This window comes from Alkalibacillus salilacus, from assembly GCF_030812915.1.
In the GTDB taxonomy this organism is placed as follows: Bacteria; Bacillota; Bacilli; order Bacillales; family Alkalibacillaceae; genus Alkalibacillus; species Alkalibacillus salilacus.
Genome location: NZ_JAUSTQ010000009.1, coordinates 75,799 through 94,963, shown reverse-complemented (window position 1 = coordinate 94,963; position 19,165 = coordinate 75,799). Strand labels below are relative to the sequence as shown.

At 37.3% G+C, this 19,165-nt stretch carries 16 protein-coding genes and 1 other annotated feature; all 16 genes read right to left on the bottom strand.

The window, feature by feature from the left end; translation table 11 throughout:
* Positions 1-105: 105 nt before the first annotated feature.
* The 16 genes from thrS to citZ all read right to left on the bottom strand — a co-directional run bounded on the left by thrS (position 106) and on the right by citZ (position 18,993).
* Positions 106-2,046 (bottom strand): threonine--tRNA ligase, encoded by a 1,941-nt coding sequence (thrS, locus tag J2S77_RS10920; protein ID WP_306977287.1) that lies wholly within the window; start codon positions 2,044-2,046, stop codon positions 106-108.
* Between the two features lie 71 nt (positions 2,047-2,117).
* Positions 2,118-2,343 (bottom strand) — a binding site (T-box leader).
* 63 nt (positions 2,344-2,406) lie between these two features.
* Positions 2,407-3,201, bottom strand: a complete 795-nt coding sequence (gene ytxC / locus J2S77_RS10915; RefSeq protein WP_306977284.1) for a sporulation protein YtxC — start codon at positions 3,199-3,201, stop codon at positions 2,407-2,409.
* An 81-nt stretch (positions 3,202-3,282) separates the two neighbouring features.
* Complete coding sequence (gene dnaI / locus J2S77_RS10910) at positions 3,283-4,218, bottom strand: primosomal protein DnaI (RefSeq protein WP_306977282.1); 936 nt, start codon at positions 4,216-4,218, stop codon at positions 3,283-3,285.
* 18 nt (positions 4,219-4,236) lie between these two features.
* A complete protein-coding gene (locus tag J2S77_RS10905; protein WP_306977281.1) occupies positions 4,237-5,619 on the bottom strand; it encodes a replication initiation and membrane attachment family protein in 1,383 nt (460 codons plus the stop codon).
* A 20-nt stretch (positions 5,620-5,639) separates the two neighbouring features.
* Complete coding sequence (gene nrdR, locus J2S77_RS10900; protein ID WP_167260652.1) at positions 5,640-6,107, bottom strand: transcriptional regulator NrdR; 468 nt, start codon at positions 6,105-6,107, stop codon at positions 5,640-5,642.
* Positions 6,108-6,184: 77 nt separating this feature from the next.
* Positions 6,185-6,640: a hypothetical protein gene (locus J2S77_RS10895; protein ID WP_306977279.1), complete on the bottom strand. Its 456-nt coding sequence runs from the start codon at positions 6,638-6,640 to the stop codon at positions 6,185-6,187.
* Positions 6,641-6,764: 124 nt separating this feature from the next.
* Complete coding sequence (locus J2S77_RS10890; protein ID WP_306977277.1) at positions 6,765-7,784, bottom strand: glyceraldehyde-3-phosphate dehydrogenase; 1,020 nt, start codon at positions 7,782-7,784, stop codon at positions 6,765-6,767.
* Between the two features lie 401 nt (positions 7,785-8,185).
* Positions 8,186-8,791 (bottom strand): dephospho-CoA kinase, encoded by a 606-nt coding sequence (coaE, locus tag J2S77_RS10885; protein ID WP_306977275.1) that lies wholly within the window; start codon positions 8,789-8,791, stop codon positions 8,186-8,188.
* Between the two features lie 10 nt (positions 8,792-8,801).
* A complete protein-coding gene (gene ytaF / locus J2S77_RS10880) occupies positions 8,802-9,431 on the bottom strand; it encodes a sporulation membrane protein YtaF (protein ID WP_306977273.1) in 630 nt (209 codons plus the stop codon).
* Positions 9,432-9,492: 61 nt separating this feature from the next.
* Positions 9,493-10,326: a DNA-formamidopyrimidine glycosylase gene (gene mutM / locus J2S77_RS10875; RefSeq protein WP_306977272.1), complete on the bottom strand. Its 834-nt coding sequence runs from the start codon at positions 10,324-10,326 to the stop codon at positions 9,493-9,495.
* Positions 10,327-10,341: 15 nt separating this feature from the next.
* Positions 10,342-12,963 carry a DNA polymerase I gene (polA, locus tag J2S77_RS10870; protein WP_306977269.1) on the bottom strand — a complete coding sequence of 874 codons (2,622 nt, stop codon included), beginning with the start codon at positions 12,961-12,963 and terminating at the stop codon, positions 10,342-10,344.
* A gap of 70 nt (positions 12,964-13,033) precedes the next feature.
* Entirely contained in the window at positions 13,034-14,734 is a 1,701-nt protein-coding gene (gene pnpS, locus J2S77_RS10865; protein WP_306977268.1) for a two-component system histidine kinase PnpS, read from the bottom strand.
* A 2-nt stretch (positions 14,735-14,736) separates the two neighbouring features.
* The gene (locus J2S77_RS10860) at positions 14,737-15,423 is read right to left on the bottom strand and encodes a response regulator (RefSeq protein ID WP_306977266.1); all 687 of its coding nucleotides are present in this window, start codon (positions 15,421-15,423) and stop codon (positions 14,737-14,739) included.
* A gap of 130 nt (positions 15,424-15,553) precedes the next feature.
* Entirely contained in the window at positions 15,554-16,501 is a 948-nt protein-coding gene (gene mdh / locus J2S77_RS10855; RefSeq protein ID WP_306977264.1) for a malate dehydrogenase, read from the bottom strand.
* Between the two features lie 24 nt (positions 16,502-16,525).
* Positions 16,526-17,797, bottom strand: a complete 1,272-nt coding sequence (gene icd, locus J2S77_RS10850) for an NADP-dependent isocitrate dehydrogenase (RefSeq protein ID WP_306977262.1) — start codon at positions 17,795-17,797, stop codon at positions 16,526-16,528.
* 77 nt (positions 17,798-17,874) lie between these two features.
* Positions 17,875-18,993 (bottom strand): citrate synthase, encoded by a 1,119-nt coding sequence (gene citZ / locus J2S77_RS10845; protein WP_306977260.1) that lies wholly within the window; start codon positions 18,991-18,993, stop codon positions 17,875-17,877.
* Positions 18,994-19,165: the final 172 nt, after the last annotated feature.

Here is a 19,165-nt window from a genome sequence, read left to right as displayed (position 1 = left end):
ATGTAAAAAGTAGTTCAATTAAGGGGACAAATTGCATTTTCTACTCCAAAACTGAACTAATTAAAATAAAAGGTAGTCTCTTCTCATAAGAGACTACCTAGCTTATTATAGTTTGCGATTTTGAACTTCGTCAACTATGCGATTAACAAAGTCATCTAATGGAAGTGTTTCACTATCTTGTTCACCGTATTTACGAATATTGACCGCTTCATCATTCATCTCTTGGTCCCCTAATACGAGTGAATACGGAATCTTTTGTGTTTGTGATTCACGAATCTTATAGCCTAACTTTTCATCTCGAAGGTCCGTATCAACGCGAATACCAGCATACTGAAGTTTCTCTTCTACTTTCTTCACATAATCCACGTGGGCATCAAGTGATACCGGGATTAAACGAACTTGTTCTGGAGCCAACCACGTAGGGAATGCACCTTTATACTCTTCAATTAAGAAAGCCACAAAACGTTCCATTGTTGATACGACACCACGGTGGATCACCACTGGGCGATGTTCCTTACCATCTTCACCAATGTAAGTTAAATCAAAGCGATTCGGTAAATGGAAATCGAGTTGTACTGTAGACAGCGTTTCATCTTTACCAAGTGCTGTTTTAACTTGGACGTCTAATTTCGGTCCGTAGAATGCCGCTTCACCGATTGCTTCTACATACTCAACGTCCATTTCTTCCATTGTTTCTTTTAATAACGACTCAGCGCTATTCCACATCTCATCATTATCTACATATTTTTCTTTATCTTCTGGGTCACGATAAGACAAACGGAAATAATAATCATTTAAACCAAAATCTTGATAAACATTTTGAATCATATGAACGACACGTATAAATTCTTCTTTTAACTGATCAGGTCTAGCAAATATATGTGCATCATTCAATGTCATCGCACGTACACGTTGCAGGCCTGCTAAAGCACCTGACATTTCATGGCGATGCATCGTACCAAGTTCAGCTATCCTAACGGGTAAATGACGATAACTGTATAGTTGATTCTTATAAACCATCATATGATGCGGACAATTCATTGGTCTAAGGACTAGGTCTTCATTGTCCATTTCCATCGTTGGGAACATGTCGTCCTGGTAGTGATCCCAGTGACCACTTGTTTTATATAAATCTACACTTCCCAACACTGGCGTATACACATGGTCATAACCTAAACGTTCTTCTAAATCAACAATGTAACGTTCAATAGTACGACGAATTGTTGCTCCTTTTGGTAACCATAGTGGCAAGCCTTGGCCAACTTTTTGTGAGACAGTGAAAAGGTCTAATTCCTTACCTAATTTACGGTGATCACGTTCTTTCGCTTCTTCTAGTAAGCGTAAATATTCATCTAATTCACTTTGCTTTTCAAACGCTGTCCCATAAATCCGTTGTAACATTTTATTATCACTGTCACCACGCCAATAAGCACCTGAAATAGATAATAATTTAAATACTTTAATTTTGCCTGTGTGGGGTACGTGAACACCACGACAAAGGTCAAAGAATTCACCTTGTTCATAAATAGATACTTGTTCACCTTCTGGAATATCATCAATTAATTCTAGTTTTAAGTCATCACCTAAGTCGCGATAACGCTGCTTAGCTTCTTCACGTGACAAATCGACTCGTTGAATTTCTAAAGCTTCATCAACGATTTTCTTCATTTCTTTTTCGATCTTAGGTAGATCCTCTGGTGAAATCGTTTCGTCCATATCGATATCGTAATAGAAGCCATTCTCTATTACTGGACCAACACCTAATTTAACGTTGCCATATAAACGTTTAATCGCTTGTGCCATTAAGTGGGCAGTCGAATGACGCAATACCTCCAAGCCATCTTCATCACGGTAAGTAGCAATTTGAAGCTCACCGTCTTCTTCTAATGGCTGACGTAAATCAACCATTGTTCCGTTAAATTTGCCTGCTAATGCTTGTTTTTTAAGTCCTGAACTAATTGAACCTGCTATGTCTTCAGTTGTTGTCCCCTTCGGAAATTCCTTTGTATTACCGTCTGGAAATGTAATTTGAATCATGTCACTCATATCATCTTCCACCTTTCACCATAATATCTAGCATGTTTAAATCCATAAAAAAACACTCGTCCCTATACCATAATAGGGACGAGTGTGTATACCCGTGGTTCCACCCTGATTCTGCTTTAACAGCACTCAAGACACCATTATCGCTGGTGAGACGTTCATTGCTAATAAGAATACAAATCGGTTCACAATGAATGCTCCGAGGTGGTAAATAATTTAGCATACTCGAAAGTTTTCAGCCTCGACTTTCTTCTCTGTAAAGCTGTGTTAAATTATTATAATCCTCTTCTAAGCATAACGTTTATTATTATGTACGTATTATAACGATGATTATGGCAAAAATCAATACTTAGCTAACACAACTTAACTCGTTAAATTCATTTTGTGAGGAAATTCATCCAAAGAACACAACTCAATGCGTTCTTCAAATACGTTCATGACTTGAAAAAGTTCGTGTGTTCCACCACTATCTGAGTAAATCGTCGCCTTTTCAGGAACTAAATTTAGTAATGCTTGAGTAAGTGGTGACACCATCATTCCATCCATCATTTGAGGTTGAGCAGGTGGTGTTAAGGAACGACCAGCCTGATCATAAAACATTAATTCTTTACCATCATAAACATCTACTCTCTTAATCTGTGGCTCTTTAAATTGAACAAACTGTCTGAGCTGATGCATTCTTTCTTGGAAAAATAACTCGTATTGCCATTCATCAATCGCATAACCAACCACTTCATCCCAATCCGAAAAATCAATAAATAAATGCTCATATAACAATGCCATATCGAGATTCCGTGGTGAATGACAACCAACATATCGTACAAGACGTTCATAAAGTGATTCTGATAGTTGGCTATGAAGACCTTTAACATTTTCAGCTAATGGGCTTACAAAGGGTAACACTTGTTCAGATTCTTCCTCAGATAAACAATACACATCTTGTAACACTTGTTTTGAATACCTCGGAACATAAACCTCTTGCACAAAAGTGAAGATAAATTCGAGCCAGCTTGTCCAATTCACACTTTCTGTGGCAATCACCCGAACAAGAAATGGTTGATGGGTCTCATGACTAAAAAATTCCGACCGCTTCTCAGATCGTTCGAGCCAAGCATTAACATCTGATGAAGAGTTAAACATTAATGTCCATTCTTTCATTACACATCCCTCTTTCATAAACAAGTCGATATTAAAGCTTATGAAATGAATGGACAAAACATGAAAAAGCGACCTAATTGTTTATAGGTCGCGGTGATTATCTCCTGTTACTTCTATAGGTTCACTGACTTGGCGAATTCGTTCCATGATCCGTGCCGCCTTAACTTCTTCAAGATCGGACTTGCCTACTTTCGAAAACATTAACTCTAATTCCTTTAAATCATAGTTCGATGTGAAAAAGACAGGCAGGCGCTCCATCATTCGAAACTGCAAGATAGCACCTAGCACTTCATCTCGGAACCAAGCTGATGAATACTCTGCACCAATATCATCGAATACCAGCACTGATGCTCGTTTAAATCGTTCGATCTTTTCATTAATTGTTGAATCACTAATTGAAGCTTTCATTTCGCGTACAAATTCAGGCATGTATATAAACATCGTATCAATTTGTTCTGTAGCCAATTCTTGCGCGAGAGCACCTAATAAATAGGTTTTGCCTACACCGAAACTGCCATGTAAATAAAGGCCTTTTTGTGGCAATTGTGTTTGGCTGTCTTTAAAAAATTGCTGAATTTTTTTGAGTGCTTCAGAACGTCCGTTCACATCAAGTTTTATTTGTGAAAAACTAGCTTCATGAATATCTTTCGGCATATGCAAGCTTTGAACAAATGAACGTTGCTTTTCCATTTGGATTTCTTTTTGCTTACGTTGGCACTCATGATAAATCAATTTGATTCGTCCATTTTGAACTTGAGCTTCTGGCACATAACCAGGAATAACATTAATACAGGATTCAAGTGATGGGCATTTCTCACAATTAAGCGATTGATAATCATATTCGTACAACTTCATTAATTGCTGGTCGATTTGCGGTTGAGTTAATTCAGGATGATCAGCTAACAAGGCTTGTACACGATCTGATTTAAGTATTTTTTCGCGCATGTCATTCATTGATGTTTGAAAGTTTTCGTTATTTTTTAGCCAATTATTTAAGGCCGATTGGATCGGTTCCATTCTTCATCATCCTTCAACTTATTGTTTCGGCTGGGAAAAGCTTTTGAAAAACGCAGCTAAATCTTCATCTTGAGTTTCAGCTTCTTGTTGATTATTAGATTGGTCCTCAGATTGTTTCTTTTGTTTTTGTTCTTTGAACCATTTAGGAATAACTTCACTCGATTTTTTCGAATTAGATTGTTTTGAACCTTGGCGTTGTTTCTTTTGTTGCCATGTTTGATATAATTTGTGTTCTTGTTTCGCGAGTTCAATTGCTTGTTGTGCTGATTCAATACCTTCACGGCTCCAGTGAGCTGCAATCGTCTCAATATAATTGCGGTTTAATTTGTTGCCATTTTTATTAAGAACATAATGAACAAGCACATTCATAACAGGTTGATTTAGTCCATGCTCTTCCATCACATTTGTTAACATGTCAACTTCTTTCATAGAAGCTAAACCAGAAGCAGCGTAATCTTCTAATAACTCTCGATGTGTTATTGTGTTAAAATGTTGAATTAGTTTATTTTGCTTGGACTCAGCCTTAGATGGTTGGGCTGAATGATTGGCTTCAACTTGTTGCGCTTCATTATTTGCTGCTTCAATATCTTGTTTTGCGTATAATCTTGGCGGAACCGAACCGTGTTTATTGTAATAAATATCTTTGCACATATCTAAAAACTCTTGTCGGTCAAACGACATTTCTTCATTGATCGCCCATAACAAGGCTTTTTCTAGTTCTAAATAGTCAACATCGTAAATTTTACTTACTCTTTCCATGTAATTCAGATTCGATTTCGTTAAGATCTGTTTAGGTTCGATTTGTTGCTGGGTCAACATTTTATATAACCACTCTAATGGAAGATCAGAGCTCATCACGATTGACTCTTCGTTTGTTTTCTTAGCAGGCTGACGTAGATGTTTCACCGTTGTAAAGACATCATCAAAATGAGCAGTGACATCATCAATTGCTTGATTTAGCTGCTGAGAAGGGGCAAGCTGTTGTTTTAATGTCTGATGAGCTTCCTTCCCTATATGATGTTCAAGCAGGATTGTAAGGGTTGGATTCTCAAAAAACTGATAAGACGATAACGGCTTACGTAATACATAGTAATAGGTTCGATAGGTCTCATCTTGCTTAAAGGTTTTCAGCAAACCGATCCCTTCTAGTTTTTGCCTAGCTTCATAAATTTCATCTAATGACATATTTAATATACCCATTAAATGATGATGCGAAAATGCGGTTTGTGAAGAACGCGCACCATTTTCACGCCAAAGTGCCTGATATAATGCAACACTCTTCATCCCAATCAACGGCTGATACAACAATGTTAAAACCGTGTTCGCATCTTCAAAAAAGGCTGTGCGTTTCATAATGACACACTGATCATTAGGCAATAGATGTTTCATTCGTTGATTCACGTTCTTCACTCCTCTCTGTTTTATGATTCATTCTTCGTTTTCTTAATCATGTCATTCAACTCATTCATGAACACGTTAATATCTTTAAACTGACGATACACTGACGCAAACCGAACATATGCCACCTCGTCTACTAAAGCCAGTCGGTCCATAATTAATTCACCTATATCGTGGCTCATAATCTCTGAATGACCGGCATCTCGTAAATCTTTTTCGACTTCAAAGGCCACTTGTTCAATCTGCTCTAATGAAACAGGACGCTTTTCACACGCCTTAATTAACCCACGTTTTAATTTCTCGCGGTTAAATTCTTCACGCGTACCTTCTTTTTTAACCACAATAAGTGGAATTTCTTCTACACGTTCAAATGTCGTAAAACGATACTGACAACCATCACATTCACGCCGTCTACGAATCGATTTCCCTTCATCGATCGGACGAGAATCAAGTACTCTTGTCGTTTTCGCATCACAATTTGGGCATCTCATGATTTGCACCTCATACCTTTATTAAAAACTATTATGTTAAGTATAACAAAATCTTAAATCGTTCATAAAATCATCATCTAATTCTGTGTATCTTGCGGTGGCTCCCATGTTATATCAAATGACTCAAGCGTTTCAATCAACGTCCCGTTATCTTCAAATTGATAAGCCTGTTGATTGACATCAGACGTAATATAGTTCTCTGAAAAACGCAACGACATCTGTCGATGATTTACTTCGAAATACATAACATAACTCAGACCGAAGATATCTCCTTGAAGTGGTTGAAGAGTCGACTGGTTAATGGATTGAAATAATGTATTCATCAATTCTTCATTTTCTATCTCAGCTGTTTCATATCGATAATCAGAGTCGATATTGTGCCGTTCTATGCGGACGTTTTCCAATGAATCTAAATCAACGTCTTCTAATAAAACATCTCCAGAAACATATTCAATCTCTTCGTTCGTCATAAAGTAAACTATTGCACCTATTAGCACAAATAAAGTTGTAAACAATAACATAGCTCGACTCATATCTAGTCACCTTCTCATTATTTCCTAACACTAGTTTATCATAATCAAAGAAACAACCGTATGAAGAAATATATCCTTTACAATAAAAAACGATCCCGAATTTATCCGAGATCGTAACGAGCTATTATTGGTGTACGTATAATTTGTCACCGACATATCGAACTAAATCAACAACACGACAAGAATAACCCCATTCATTATCATACCAAGCAAGTACTTTTACTTTATGGTCATCCATTACCATTGTCGATAGGCCATCTATAATTGATGAATAAGGCGAAGTCGTATAATCAACTGAAACGAGCGGATCCTGATTAATGGCTAAATAATCCGCTAACTCTCCATTCATCGCTTCCACAAATGCTTCATTTACTTGTTCTTCAGTAACATCCTTTTCAAGATCAACCACTAAATCAACCAAAGAAACATTTGGCGTCGGCACACGTAATGCCATCCCATGTAATTTACCTTTCAAGTCAGGTAAAACATCATTAATTGCTTTGGCAGCTCCAGTTGACGTTGGGATGATTGACTGTGTACACCCACGAGCTCTTCGTAAATCCTTATGTGGATTATCTAAGTTCTGTTGATCATTTGTAAAGGCATGAACTGTTGTCATTAAACCGCTTTCAATTCCGAAATTTTCATGTAATACTTTTGCAACAGGAGCTAAACAATTTGTTGTACAACTAGCATTTGAAATAATATGATGTTCATCCGGGTTGTAATCGGATTCATTAACGCCCATCACAATCGTATGATCTGCTGGTTTACCTGGGGCTGTTAAAACAACTTTTTTAGCACCCGCATCAATATGAGGTTGTGCTTTATCAGTAGAATTAAATTTCCCTGTTGCCTCAATTACTATATCGATATCTAAAGAATCCCAAGGAAGTTGCGCAGGATCACGATGTCCCACTGTCTGAATAACACGACCATCGACAACTAGTTGTTCATCTTTAGCTTCAACAGTACCATCATATTGTCCGTGTACCGAATCATATTTAATTAAATGAGCAAGTGTCTCAACTGGATAACTTGCATTAATCGCTACGACATTTAACTGTTCGTCTTTCATTGCGCGACGAAATACCATTCGTCCAATTCGACCAAATCCATTAATTGCTACTTTTGTTGTACTCATTTTAAGTCCTCCTCGCCAAGCATATCATGATATACTGTATAACGTTTTAACAACAAAAGTATAACACATTGATTACTATGTTGTGAGAGAATATTTTAAAATTCATGAAAAAATTTTCTGTCATTCATTTTGTTAAAGTAAGTTGTTGAATTGCGATCCGCTTTCGGTGGACGCTTTCCACGGGCACGGCTCGAGCCTCCTCGGCAACTAAAGGAACTTCGGCTAAGTTCCGGACGTCCTGTCCGAACGCCGAAGTGACCCACATCCTGTGGCCCTCTGGGGGGCTCGAGACACGTGCTATTCCCGTAGGAGTCGCCACCTTCGCTTCTCACAATTCAACAACTATAAGTTTAGAACGTGTAATTATTAAGTCAAAATTTAACCTTAACATAGTCATACTATTAATGAATCGAAACGCCCCATTGATCTAATACATTGATTAACTGTTGCTTACTTTCTTCGACATTGCCACCGTTATTGATGATCGCATCGGCTCGTTTTCGCTTTTCCGTGATTGGTATTTGAGCATTAATCTTCTCAAGAGCTTGTTCAGCTGAAATTTGGTCACGTTCTGTTAGACGATTCAATTGAATCTCGGGGTCTACATAGACGACAAGGACTTTATCAACATAATCAAAGAGCTCACTTTCAAATAATAGTGGTATATCCATAACAATCAACTTATAGCCTGATTTCTTTAGTTGGTCGCGTTGCTCAATCATTGATTTTCTAATTTGTGGATGAATAATTTGATTTAATCTCTTTCGTTCTGCCTCATCTTTAAACACAATAGCTCCTAGTGCTTGGCGATTTAATGTTCGGTCATCATATAATATAGCCTCACCGAATGTTTCCACGATTTGTTGATAAGCTGGTTGGCCAATTTCAACTACTTGTCGGGAAATTAAATCTGCATCAATAACGGGAATATGCCAATCTTTAAACATATTAGAAATTGTCGATTTACCTGTTGCAATACTACCCGTTAACCCTACTACTATGCTCATCGTAAAACTCCTATCTTAAAAAATTCCAAAATCCTAAGCTAATTAAAATCACGCCAGGCAAAAATGATAAGGCATGGATCCAATCAAATTTTTGAAACCATCTGCCACATATTAATCCGCTAAGCAAAAACAACACTGAAAATAAACCGATCATGATAGCTGCCAAGATGATTGGAATAGAAACAAAGGCCGACCCTATTCCGCTTGCGAATGAATCCAACGACAAAGCAACGGCTACCATAATAGCTTCCAACCCAGTTATCGCACCAGATCGATCACGGTCTGCTACCTGCGGTTGTTTCATAATCTCCCAAATCGTCTTCCAATTAAAAGATTGAAATGAATTCGTATGATTAGCCACTTTTTCCTTTTGTTCTCTTACCCATTGCCAGATCACCCATGTTCCAATCCCAACAAAAATAATACCACCGAGCACTTCTGATAAACTCGGTATCGTTAGAAACACACCTTGACCTAGTATGTGACCAATTAAAAAGCTAATGGCTGTAACTAACCCAATCATTACAACGCTCGTGACTGGTAGCTTAATTCGACGTAATTGATAGGTTAAACCGAAGAAAAAGCTATCAAAACTTACAGCAAAGCTTATTAATATCACCAATAAAATCCAATCAACCAACTGAAAAAGCTCCTTTCATAATAGGGCGTCACCATATCTTATGAAAAGAGCTTATCGCCTGTTATTCAGTCATCGGCTGACAGTTCGGGCAGAAGTGTGTACCACGACCACCAATTTTTGTTTTAACAATAGGTTGATGACAGGATACACAAGGCTGATCTGTTTGATCATAAACAGCTAATTCTAACTGAAACAGCCCAATTTCTCCAATCGAATTTAAGTAAGTTCTAATCGATGTTCCTCCTTTTTCAATAGCACGTGTTAAAACCGTTACAATAGCATGATGTAACGCTTCACATTCTTGATATGTGATGGTATGGGCAACACGTTCTGGATGTAGTCGGCTATAATACAACACTTCATCAACGTAGATGTTACCTAGACCAGTCACAATTGATTGATCCAATAAGGTTGGTTTAATCAAACGTGTGGTCTTTTGTAATCGATCGTAAAGATAATCCACTGTAAATGCTTCGCTAAAAGGTTCAACTCCTAATTTACTAATCGGTGGAGTCGTTAGTTCCGTCCCCTTAGGTTTCACGTGCATCGTGCCAAACTTACGAACATCCTTATAGCGCAACTCCTTGTTGTCATCCAAGTGAAAGCACATATGGGTATGGGGTTCAATTGAAGCATCCCTACTATAAACCCCATACTTACCTTCCATTCTTAAATGGGATACTAACACATCATCCGTTAACTGAAATAATAAAAACTTCCCTAATCGGTCGATTGATTCGATTTTTTGACCCGATAAAACAGTCCTAAATTGATTTTGATCATCTGGCTCTTTAATAATTCCTGGATAATAAACTGTTAAATCTGTGATCGTTCTTCCCACAACTAATTGTTCTAATGTTCGTCGAATGGTTTCTACTTCAGGTAGTTCTGGCATGCTTCTTCCCCTTTTCTACTTCGCATCATACCATGTTTCGCCATAAGCATAATCTACAGTTAATGGCACAGATAAATCAATCGTTTGTTCCATCGCTTCTTTCACGATTGATTGTAATTGTTCAATATCATCTTTCTTAACTTCAAAAATTAACTCATCATGAACTTGTAATAACATGGTAGCTTCAATATCTGATTCATTTAACTGATTCGTTACATCAATCATTGCTTGTTTGATAATATCTGCTGCACTTCCCTGGATTGGTGAATTCATAGCAGTTCGTTCTGCAAAACTTCGCTTATTAAAATTACGACTATTAATATCTGGTAAATAACGACGACGCTTCATAATGGTTTCAACGTAGCCATCTCGTTTAGCCTTAGTCACGATATCATCCATGTATTCTTTTACGCCTGGATAACTTTCGAAATACTTCTGGATGAATTGTTCTGCTTCTTTACGAGAAATTCCTAAGTTTTGACTTAAACCGTAATCACTAATCCCATAAACAATACCAAAATTAACTGCCTTCGCTTGACGACGCATTAGGTCATCTATGTCATCCTCTTCAACATCGAATACGTCCATAGCTGTTTGAGTATGAATATCCTTACCATTATTGAAAGCTTCAATTAATTTCTCATCTCCAGCAATATGAGCTAAAACTCGTAATTCAATTTGCGAGTAATCAGCTGCAAATAACACTGAGTCTTGCTGCGATGGAATAAAGGCTTGTCTAATTTTACGTCCTTCTTCCAGTCGAATTGGGATGTTTTGCAAATTAGGTTCTACAGAGCTTAGGCGTCCTGTCTGAGTTAAGACTTGATTGAATCTGGTATGGATCTTGTGATTATCTTCATGAACCACTTTAATTAAACCTTCTAAATAAGTTGATTGAAGCTTCGATAATTGTCGATAATGTAAAATTTGATCAACAATTTCATGTTCATGCTGAAGTTTCTCTAAGACTTCAGCAGATGTTGAGTAACCTGTTTTAGTCTTTTTAATGACAGGTAGTTCTAAGTCCTCAAATAAAACCTTACCTAATTGTTTTGGAGAGTTAATATTAAATTCAGAACCAGCTAGCTCGTGAATCCGACTTTCTATTTCATCTAAACGAGTTGTTAAATCTTCGTTCATATCCTTTAGACGTTCAACATCAATTTTCACACCTGCGTATTCCATATTCCCTAAAATTCTAGAAAGAGGCATTTCTAATTGGTAATAAAGGTCCTCTTGTTCATTCTGAACTAACTCTTCATTTAAGCGTTGATGTAATCGATAGCCTGCATCTGCTTTTCTAACGATGTGGTCATAATAGGTCTCTGTTTCTGGCAGGTGCTGCTTAGCTCCTTTACCGTAGATCTCTTCATCATAAGAAACATCATTAACTTGATAATGATGAGCAATCGATGTAATGTCCCCATCATGGCTTGAAGGGTTCGCAATATATGCAGCCAATTGCAAACCAAACGTAACACCTTGCAATTCTATATCACGCCATTTTAGTGCGACTAGCAATGCCTTTTGATTAAATACAATTTTAGGTTGATCAGGATCCTCTAAAAATGACTGGAAATTAGAGTCATCCAGAATAGAGGAGTTCAATAAGAAATGACCATGCTGATTAACAAAACCAAATCCAATAATGTCACCTTCATGGTAATTATCATCTAACATCTCCATATAAAGCATGTTTATTTCATCATCTGTTTCAACCTCTGAAAAATCTTCAATCACATTATAGTCAATCGCTTCATATGACTCATCGCTTTCACCTTCAACATCGCCAATTAACGATTGAAAACCATATGTTTTAAATACTTGCATGACAGCTCGTGTGTCATAGCCTTCATACTGTAAGTCTTTTAATGAAATTTCAACTGGAGAATCCTGTTTGATCGTTACCAGTTGTTTACTCATTAATGCTTCATCTTTATTAGCTTCTAATTTTTCTTTCAGTTTTTTCCCAGATACATCATCCAAATGATCATAAAGCTCTTCTACGGTATCAAACTGTTGTAGTAACTTCACAGCTGTCTTCTCACCGACACCTGGAACACCAGGAATGTTATCAGATGCGTCACCCATCAAAGCCTTTAAATCAATAATTTGTTCCTTTGTGATACCCATTTTCTCCTGAATCGTTTCAGGTGAATAAGCCTCTATTTCACTTATTCCCTTACGCGTCAGAAATACTGTTGTATGATTTGATGCTAACTGTAATAAATCTTTATCGCCTGAATAAACGATCGTTTCCTGTTCTGCTTGGTCAGCTTCGTAGACGATCGTTCCAATGATGTCATCCGCTTCATATTGATCCAGTTCATAATATTTCACACCAAATGCATCAAGAATTTCGCGAACGATAGGAAATTGTTCTGAAAGTTCAGGTGGCGTTTTCTGTCGTCCACCTTTATAATCTTGATACGTTTCATGTCTAAATGTTGTTTTACCCGCATCAAATGCTACTAATAGATGGGACGGGTTATGGTCTTCCAACACTTTCAACAACATTTTAGTAAAACCAAAAACCGCATTTGTATGGACTCCTTGGTCATTACTTAATAAAGGTAATGCAAAAAATGAGCGATACAGAATACTATTACCATCAATTAACACTAATTCTTTTGCCATGGAAACACCTCTTACTTCTATTACATTCCGTTTTATAATTCGTACTTAAATTATATCAAACTTCATCAATTTATTGCGGAATCTTAATTCTTATTGTCGTTCCTTCATCTTCTTCACTTTCAATTTCGATTGATCCTTCATGTACTTCAACGATATGTTTAACAATAGACAAGCCCAATCCTGTACCGCCAGAATGACGACTTCGCGCCTTATCAACACGATAAAAGCGTTCAAAAATCCGATCATGTGCTGATTCTGGAATGCCAATCCCTGTATCCTCAACTTCGATCACCATCTGTTCAATTTCTCGAAACAAACGAAGGTCAATTGAGCCACCTTCCGACGTATATTGAATAGAATTATGAATCAAATTAAGCAATAACTGGTATAGCCTATAATAATCAGCTTGAACCATTAATTGTGGAGCATAATGGCTATTAAAACTTAAATCATTTTGTTGAATTAACTCCTCAACCACCGCATGAACATCTTCAACTATATCATGAGCTGGAAATTGTGAAATCGTTAATGCATAGCTTTCCTTTTCCAATACTGATAAATCCAATAAATCTTGTACAAGTATATTTAATCGGTTACTTTCTTTCTTTATAATCGTTAAGAATTGTTCCTGTTTGGCCCGGTCCATTTGTGGTTCCTCCAACAATGTCTCCGCGAAACCTTGAATAGACGTAACAGGGGTTTTTAATTCATGTGATACGTTCGCGACAAAGTCTTTACGAACACGCTCTAAACGTTTTAATTCCGTTATTTCATGCGTCACAATAACAACGCCACGCCATTCATCCTCTTGACCTTTAATCGGGGCGATATAAATTTCAAAAAAACGGCCGTCTGCTAGCTCTATAGTCTCCTGCCATCTTGATTCCATGAATATAGCACGTTGTATCAATTGATTAATCTCTTCTTGGTTAATGACATCATAATAGACTTCACCAATTACTGGCATATCTCGCATAGTAAATTGACTCAAAAATGCCTCGTTAACTAAGCGTGTCATTCCCTTTTCGTTAATTAACAATACGCCACTTTCCATATTATTAACAACTGTTTTGAGACGACTATTTTGGTTCTCATATTTGTTAGTTATATACTGCAAATGACGTCCTAAACGATTTACCAATTGCCCTAGCTGTGAGGCAACCCCATAAGGTAATTCTTCTACACGCGCATCATAATTACCATTTGCTAATTCCTTTGATGTTTCCGTTGCGCGAATAACAGGTTTCACATAACTATCATGAATACGTGCACCAAAGCGCCATAACAAAATAATTGTAAACAGCGATACAAAGAAAACAGTCCACCACACTGTTCGAGTTAATGCAGAAAGTGGTAATGATTCCGTCATAACTGATAAAGACTCATTTTCACCAAGTGAATAACTGGTTAATAAACGATTTTCAATTAAAACAAATTCTCCCGTATTTCCAGTGTTGGACCGAACTGTCTGAAGTACACTTAAGTCGCGGTTACTAAATGTATGTAAAATGCGACCTTCGTTTTGATTGTTATAAAATAAGTCTAAATTAAATTGCTCACTATAGTCATCGAGTGTACTTTGTATATCTTCAGATGATGTTTCTTCAAGTTGTTCTGCTATATATTGTCCCTCATTGGCCAGTTGATCTTCATATGCTGCATTCACATAGAATCGAGCAATTTGGTCAAATAATAAACCAATCATGACAATCATAAATAGACTGAAAATAATGTAGAGAAAAATCGTTCGTTTTTCGATGATCGTTTTCACATTCATCCCTCAACTTTGTACCCAACTCCACGAACCGTTTTAATTAAGTTCGGTTTCTTGGGGTTATCTTCTAACTTTTCTCTAAGGTGACTGATATGAACATCAACCATACGCGTATCACCCATATATTCAAAATCCCATATGTCTTTCAATAAAACATCTCGGCTTACCGGCTTCCCAGGTTGCTTAGCTAAATATAATAAAAGTTCAAATTCTTTCTGTGTAAAATTGACAAGTTCGTCTTGTTTATATACTTCATAATAATCTTCATAAATCGAAATGTCGTGAATTCGTATAGGCCCATCTTGATTTGTTGAAGGTGTTTCAAAACGTCTTAACACTGCATGAATTCTTGCAATTAACTCTTTAGGACTAAATGGTTTAGTCATGTAATCATCAGCACCAACATTTAAGCCTGCAATTTTATCTTCTTCTTCACCTTTTGCAGTTAACATGATAACGGGTGTGTAATTTTGCTGACCACGCATCTGCCGACATACATCCACACCATCCATTTCTGGGAGCATTAGATCTAAAACAACTAATTCATAAGTATGATGATGCAATTGTTCTAATGCCGACTGTCCGTCATGTACAACAGTTGTGTGAAATCCCTCTTCACTTAAATGATGGTCTATTAAAGTTGTGATTGATAGCTCGTCATCCACAATTAAGATGCTTTTACCCATTAACAATCCAGCTCCTTATCCCAATTCTCTTAATAACCTACCTCTATCTTATAAAAAAATATTAAAATATAACAGTATGCTGGCTTAAAAATATAAAAAAGCTCGAGATAATATTATCTCGAGCTTTTGACTATTCTTGCTCATCTAAAACATGCATCACATGTCGTACGGATTCAGCCGATTGATCTAATTGTGACTGTTCATCTTCAGTCAATTCAAGTTCAATGACTTGTTCAATGCCATCACCACCAAGAATAGTTGGAACACCTAAATACATATCTTGATAACCATATTCTCCTTCAAGGTATGCAATTGCAGGTAATATACGCCGTTGATCTTTTAATACAGCTTCTACCATTTCAGTAATAGATGCTGCAGGTGCATAATAGGCTGAACCATTGCCGAGTAAGCCAACGATTTCTCCTCCACCTTTACGTGTTCGATCAACAATTTCATTGAGACGTTCTTTAGAAATTAAGGATTCGACAGGAACTCCACCTACAGATGAATAGCGTAGCATCGGAACCATATCATCACCATGACCACCTAATACAAAGCCCGTCACATCTTTAACAGACACATTTAATTCTTGCGCAATAAACGTTCTAAAGCGAGCTGTATCAAGGACACCTGATTGCCCAATCACACGATTTTTTGGAAAACCAGACTGTTTATAAACAGCATATGTCATCGCATCAACTGGGTTAGTTAAAACAAGAATATAACAGTCAGGTGAATATTTAACGATTTCATCTGTGACTTGTTGCATAATCTTTGCGTTCGTTGCAACTAAATCATCACGACTCATCCCCGGCTTACGTGCAATACCCGCTGTAATAACAACGACATCTGAACCAGCTGTATCTTCGTAGTTTGAGGTTCCCGTTACATTGGCATCAAACCCTTGTACAGGGCTAGCTTCTAACATATCTAAAGCTTTTCCTTTAGTGGGGTCTTCCATATCAGGGATATCAACTAAGACGACATCAGCTAACTCTTTTTGAGCTGTCATAAGTGCAGTTGTCGCTCCGGTAAATCCAGCTCCAATAACGGATACTTTTCGACGTTTAATAGGCATTGAACTCCTCCTTAGTGAACGTAATTAGTCCATGTTTTTGATTAATTCATCAGCAAATTCAGAGCATTTAACTTCTGTTGCACCGTCCATAAGACGAGCGAAGTCATAAGTGACCACTTTGCTACCAATAGTTTTATCCATTGCTTTATGAATTAATTCACTAGCTTCACGCCAACCTAAATGATCAAGCATTAAAGTACCTGATAGGATGACAGAAGATGGGTTCACCTTATCTTGACCAGCATATTTAGGGGCTGTACCATGTGTTGCCTCAAAAATTGCATGACCTGATTCATAGTTAATATTCGCACCCGGCGCAATACCAATACCACCAACTTGTGCAGCTAGTGCATCAGAAATATAGTCACCATTTAAGTTCATTGTTGCAACGACATCAAACTCTTTTGGACGTGTTAAGATTTGTTGTAAAAAGATATCTGCAATCGCATCTTTAACCACAATCTTACCAGCATCAACAGCTTCTTTCTCTGCTTGATCTGCTGCGTCACGACCTTTTTCTTCTGTAATCTTATCATATTCTCTCCAAGTGAATACTTTGTCACCATATTCACGCTCAGCTAGGTCATAACCCCATGCTTTGAAAGAACCTTCTGTGAACTTCATGATGTTACCCTTATGAACTAAGGTCACACTTTGTTTACCTTCATTTAAGGCATAATCAATCGCAGAACGGACTAAGCGCTCAGTACCCTCTTTTGAGACAGGCTTAATACCAATTCCTGAAGTTTCAGGGAAACGGATCTTATCAACACCCATTTCATTACGGACGAAGTCGACCACTTTCTTCACGTCTTCTGTTCCTTCTTGCCATTCAATACCTGCATAAATATCTTCTGTGTTTTCACGGAAAATCTGCATATCAACATCTTCTGGCTTTTTAACAGGGGATGGAACACCTGTGAAGTGACGTACAGGACGTAGGCAAGTAAATAAGTCTAATTCTTGACGTAGTGCTACGTTTAATGAACGAATACCTCCACCAACTGGTGTTGTTAATGGGCCTTTGATCGCTACTTTATATTCACGAATCGTGTCTAAAGTTTCTTCTGGTAACCATTCACCTGTGTTGTCTTTAGCTTTTTGTCCAGCAAGTACTTCTTTCCATTCAATACCTTTTTCACCATTATAAGCTTTCTCAACAGCCGCTTCTAAAACGCGTGATGCCGCAGCCCAAATGTCAGGTCCAGTCCCGTCACCTTCGATAAAAGGAATAATCGCTTGATTTGGTACGTTCATTTGTCCATTTTCTACTGTAATTTTTTCACCTTGTGTCAATGTCATGACCTCCTATAAATAACTTGTTTTATGAAGAACCAACATCACAAAAGCCGGTTTCCCGGCTTTTAGATGATTTATGATCTTTCTTCTAATGGAATGAATTTCTGCTTATCCGGACCAACGTATTCAGCACGTGGACGAATGAGTCGGTTATCCGAATATTGTTCAAGAATATGAGCTAACCAACCTGATACACGACTAACCGCAAAAATCGGTGTAAATAAATCGTGATCAATTCCTAGGCTGTGGTAAACCGAAGCTGAGTAAAAATCAACGTTCGCTGGTAAGCCTTTTTCCTCTTTGATAAACTCTTCAATTTTAACCGACATGTCATACCATTTCGTTTCACCTGTAATATTCGTTAATTGGTAAGACATATCACGTAAGTGTTTCGCGCGTGGGTCACCATTTTCATAAACACGATGTCCCATACCCATGACTTTTTCTTTGTTTGCAAATTTTTCTTTAATATGAGGAATGGCATTATCTACTGTACCAATCTCACTTAACATTTGCATAACGCGTTCGTTCGCACCACCATGAAGCGGTCCTTTTAACGCTCCAATTGCTGCCGTAACACCTGAATAAACATCAGATAATGTTGCCACACAAACACGTGAAGTGAATGTTGAAGCATTTAACTCGTGGTCTGCATGTAGGACAAGTGCTTTGTTGAACGCTTCTTCTTCAATGTCTTCTGGTTCTTTACCATTTAACATGTACAAGAAGTTCGCAGCAAAGTTTAAATCTTTCTTGGGTGCCACTGGTTCTTGACCTTTACGAATACGTGCAAAAGCCGTAACGATTGTTGAGATTTTAGCTTGTAAACGAAGTGCTTTACGACGGTTAGCTTCTTCCGTCATTTCATCTGCTTCATTGTCATATAAACCGAGCATCGATACAGCTGTACGAACAGCCGCCATTGGATGAACAGTTGATAAATCATAAGATTTCAAATGATCGATAATGCCTTGAGGAACTTCCATTTCTTTTGCAAGATCTGCTTTAAAGGAAGCTAATTCCTCTTGATTTGGTAATTTAAGATTCCATAATAAATAAACAACTTCTTCAAAACTACAATTTTCGGTTAAATCATCGATATCATAACCAACATATGTCAGCTTATCGTCGATGATTGAACTAATCTTTGACTCTGTTGCGACGATTCCTTCAAGACCTTTAGTGCCAGACATAGAATCTCTCCTTCTTTAAAGAATAATGAAACAAATGGCGTGTATGTATACACCTTAATTTACAATGCTATGATACATCCCAATCACCATTATAAACAAAATTGTTTCGAAGTGAAACTATTTACTATATAAATTTCATAATAATTAATAACATTGCATAACTGTTATTATC

Bases quoted from the DNA above. Each gene is read 5' to 3' on its own strand.
- citZ (WP_306977260.1), bottom strand. From the start codon at position 18,993: ATGTCTGGCACTAAAGGTCTTGAAGGAATCGTCGCAACAGAGTCAAAG.
- dnaI (WP_306977282.1), bottom strand. From the start codon at position 4,218: ATGGAACCGATCCAATCGGCCTTAAATAATTGGCTAAAAAATAACGAA.
- nrdR (WP_167260652.1), bottom strand. From the start codon at position 6,107: ATGAGATGCCCAAATTGTGATGCGAAAACGACAAGAGTACTTGATTCT.
- coaE (WP_306977275.1), bottom strand. From the start codon at position 8,791: ATGAGCATAGTAGTAGGGTTAACGGGTAGTATTGCAACAGGTAAATCG.
- polA (WP_306977269.1), bottom strand. From the start codon at position 12,963: ATGGCAAAAGAATTAGTGTTAATTGATGGTAATAGTATTCTGTATCGC.
- J2S77_RS10860 (WP_306977266.1), bottom strand. From the start codon at position 15,423: ATGGGTAAAAGCATCTTAATTGTGGATGACGAGCTATCAATCACAACT.
- mdh (WP_306977264.1), bottom strand. From the start codon at position 16,501: ATGCCTATTAAACGTCGAAAAGTATCCGTTATTGGAGCTGGATTTACC.
- thrS (WP_306977287.1), bottom strand. From the start codon at position 2,046: ATGAGTGACATGATTCAAATTACATTTCCAGACGGTAATACAAAGGAA.
- mutM (WP_306977272.1), bottom strand. From the start codon at position 10,326: ATGCCAGAACTACCTGAAGTAGAAACCATTCGACGAACATTAGAACAA.
- J2S77_RS10895 (WP_306977279.1), bottom strand. From the start codon at position 6,640: ATGAGTCGAGCTATGTTATTGTTTACAACTTTATTTGTGCTAATAGGT.
- ytxC (WP_306977284.1), bottom strand. From the start codon at position 3,201: ATGAAAGAATGGACATTAATGTTTAACTCTTCATCAGATGTTAATGCT.
- J2S77_RS10890 (WP_306977277.1), bottom strand. From the start codon at position 7,784: ATGAGTACAACAAAAGTAGCAATTAATGGATTTGGTCGAATTGGACGA.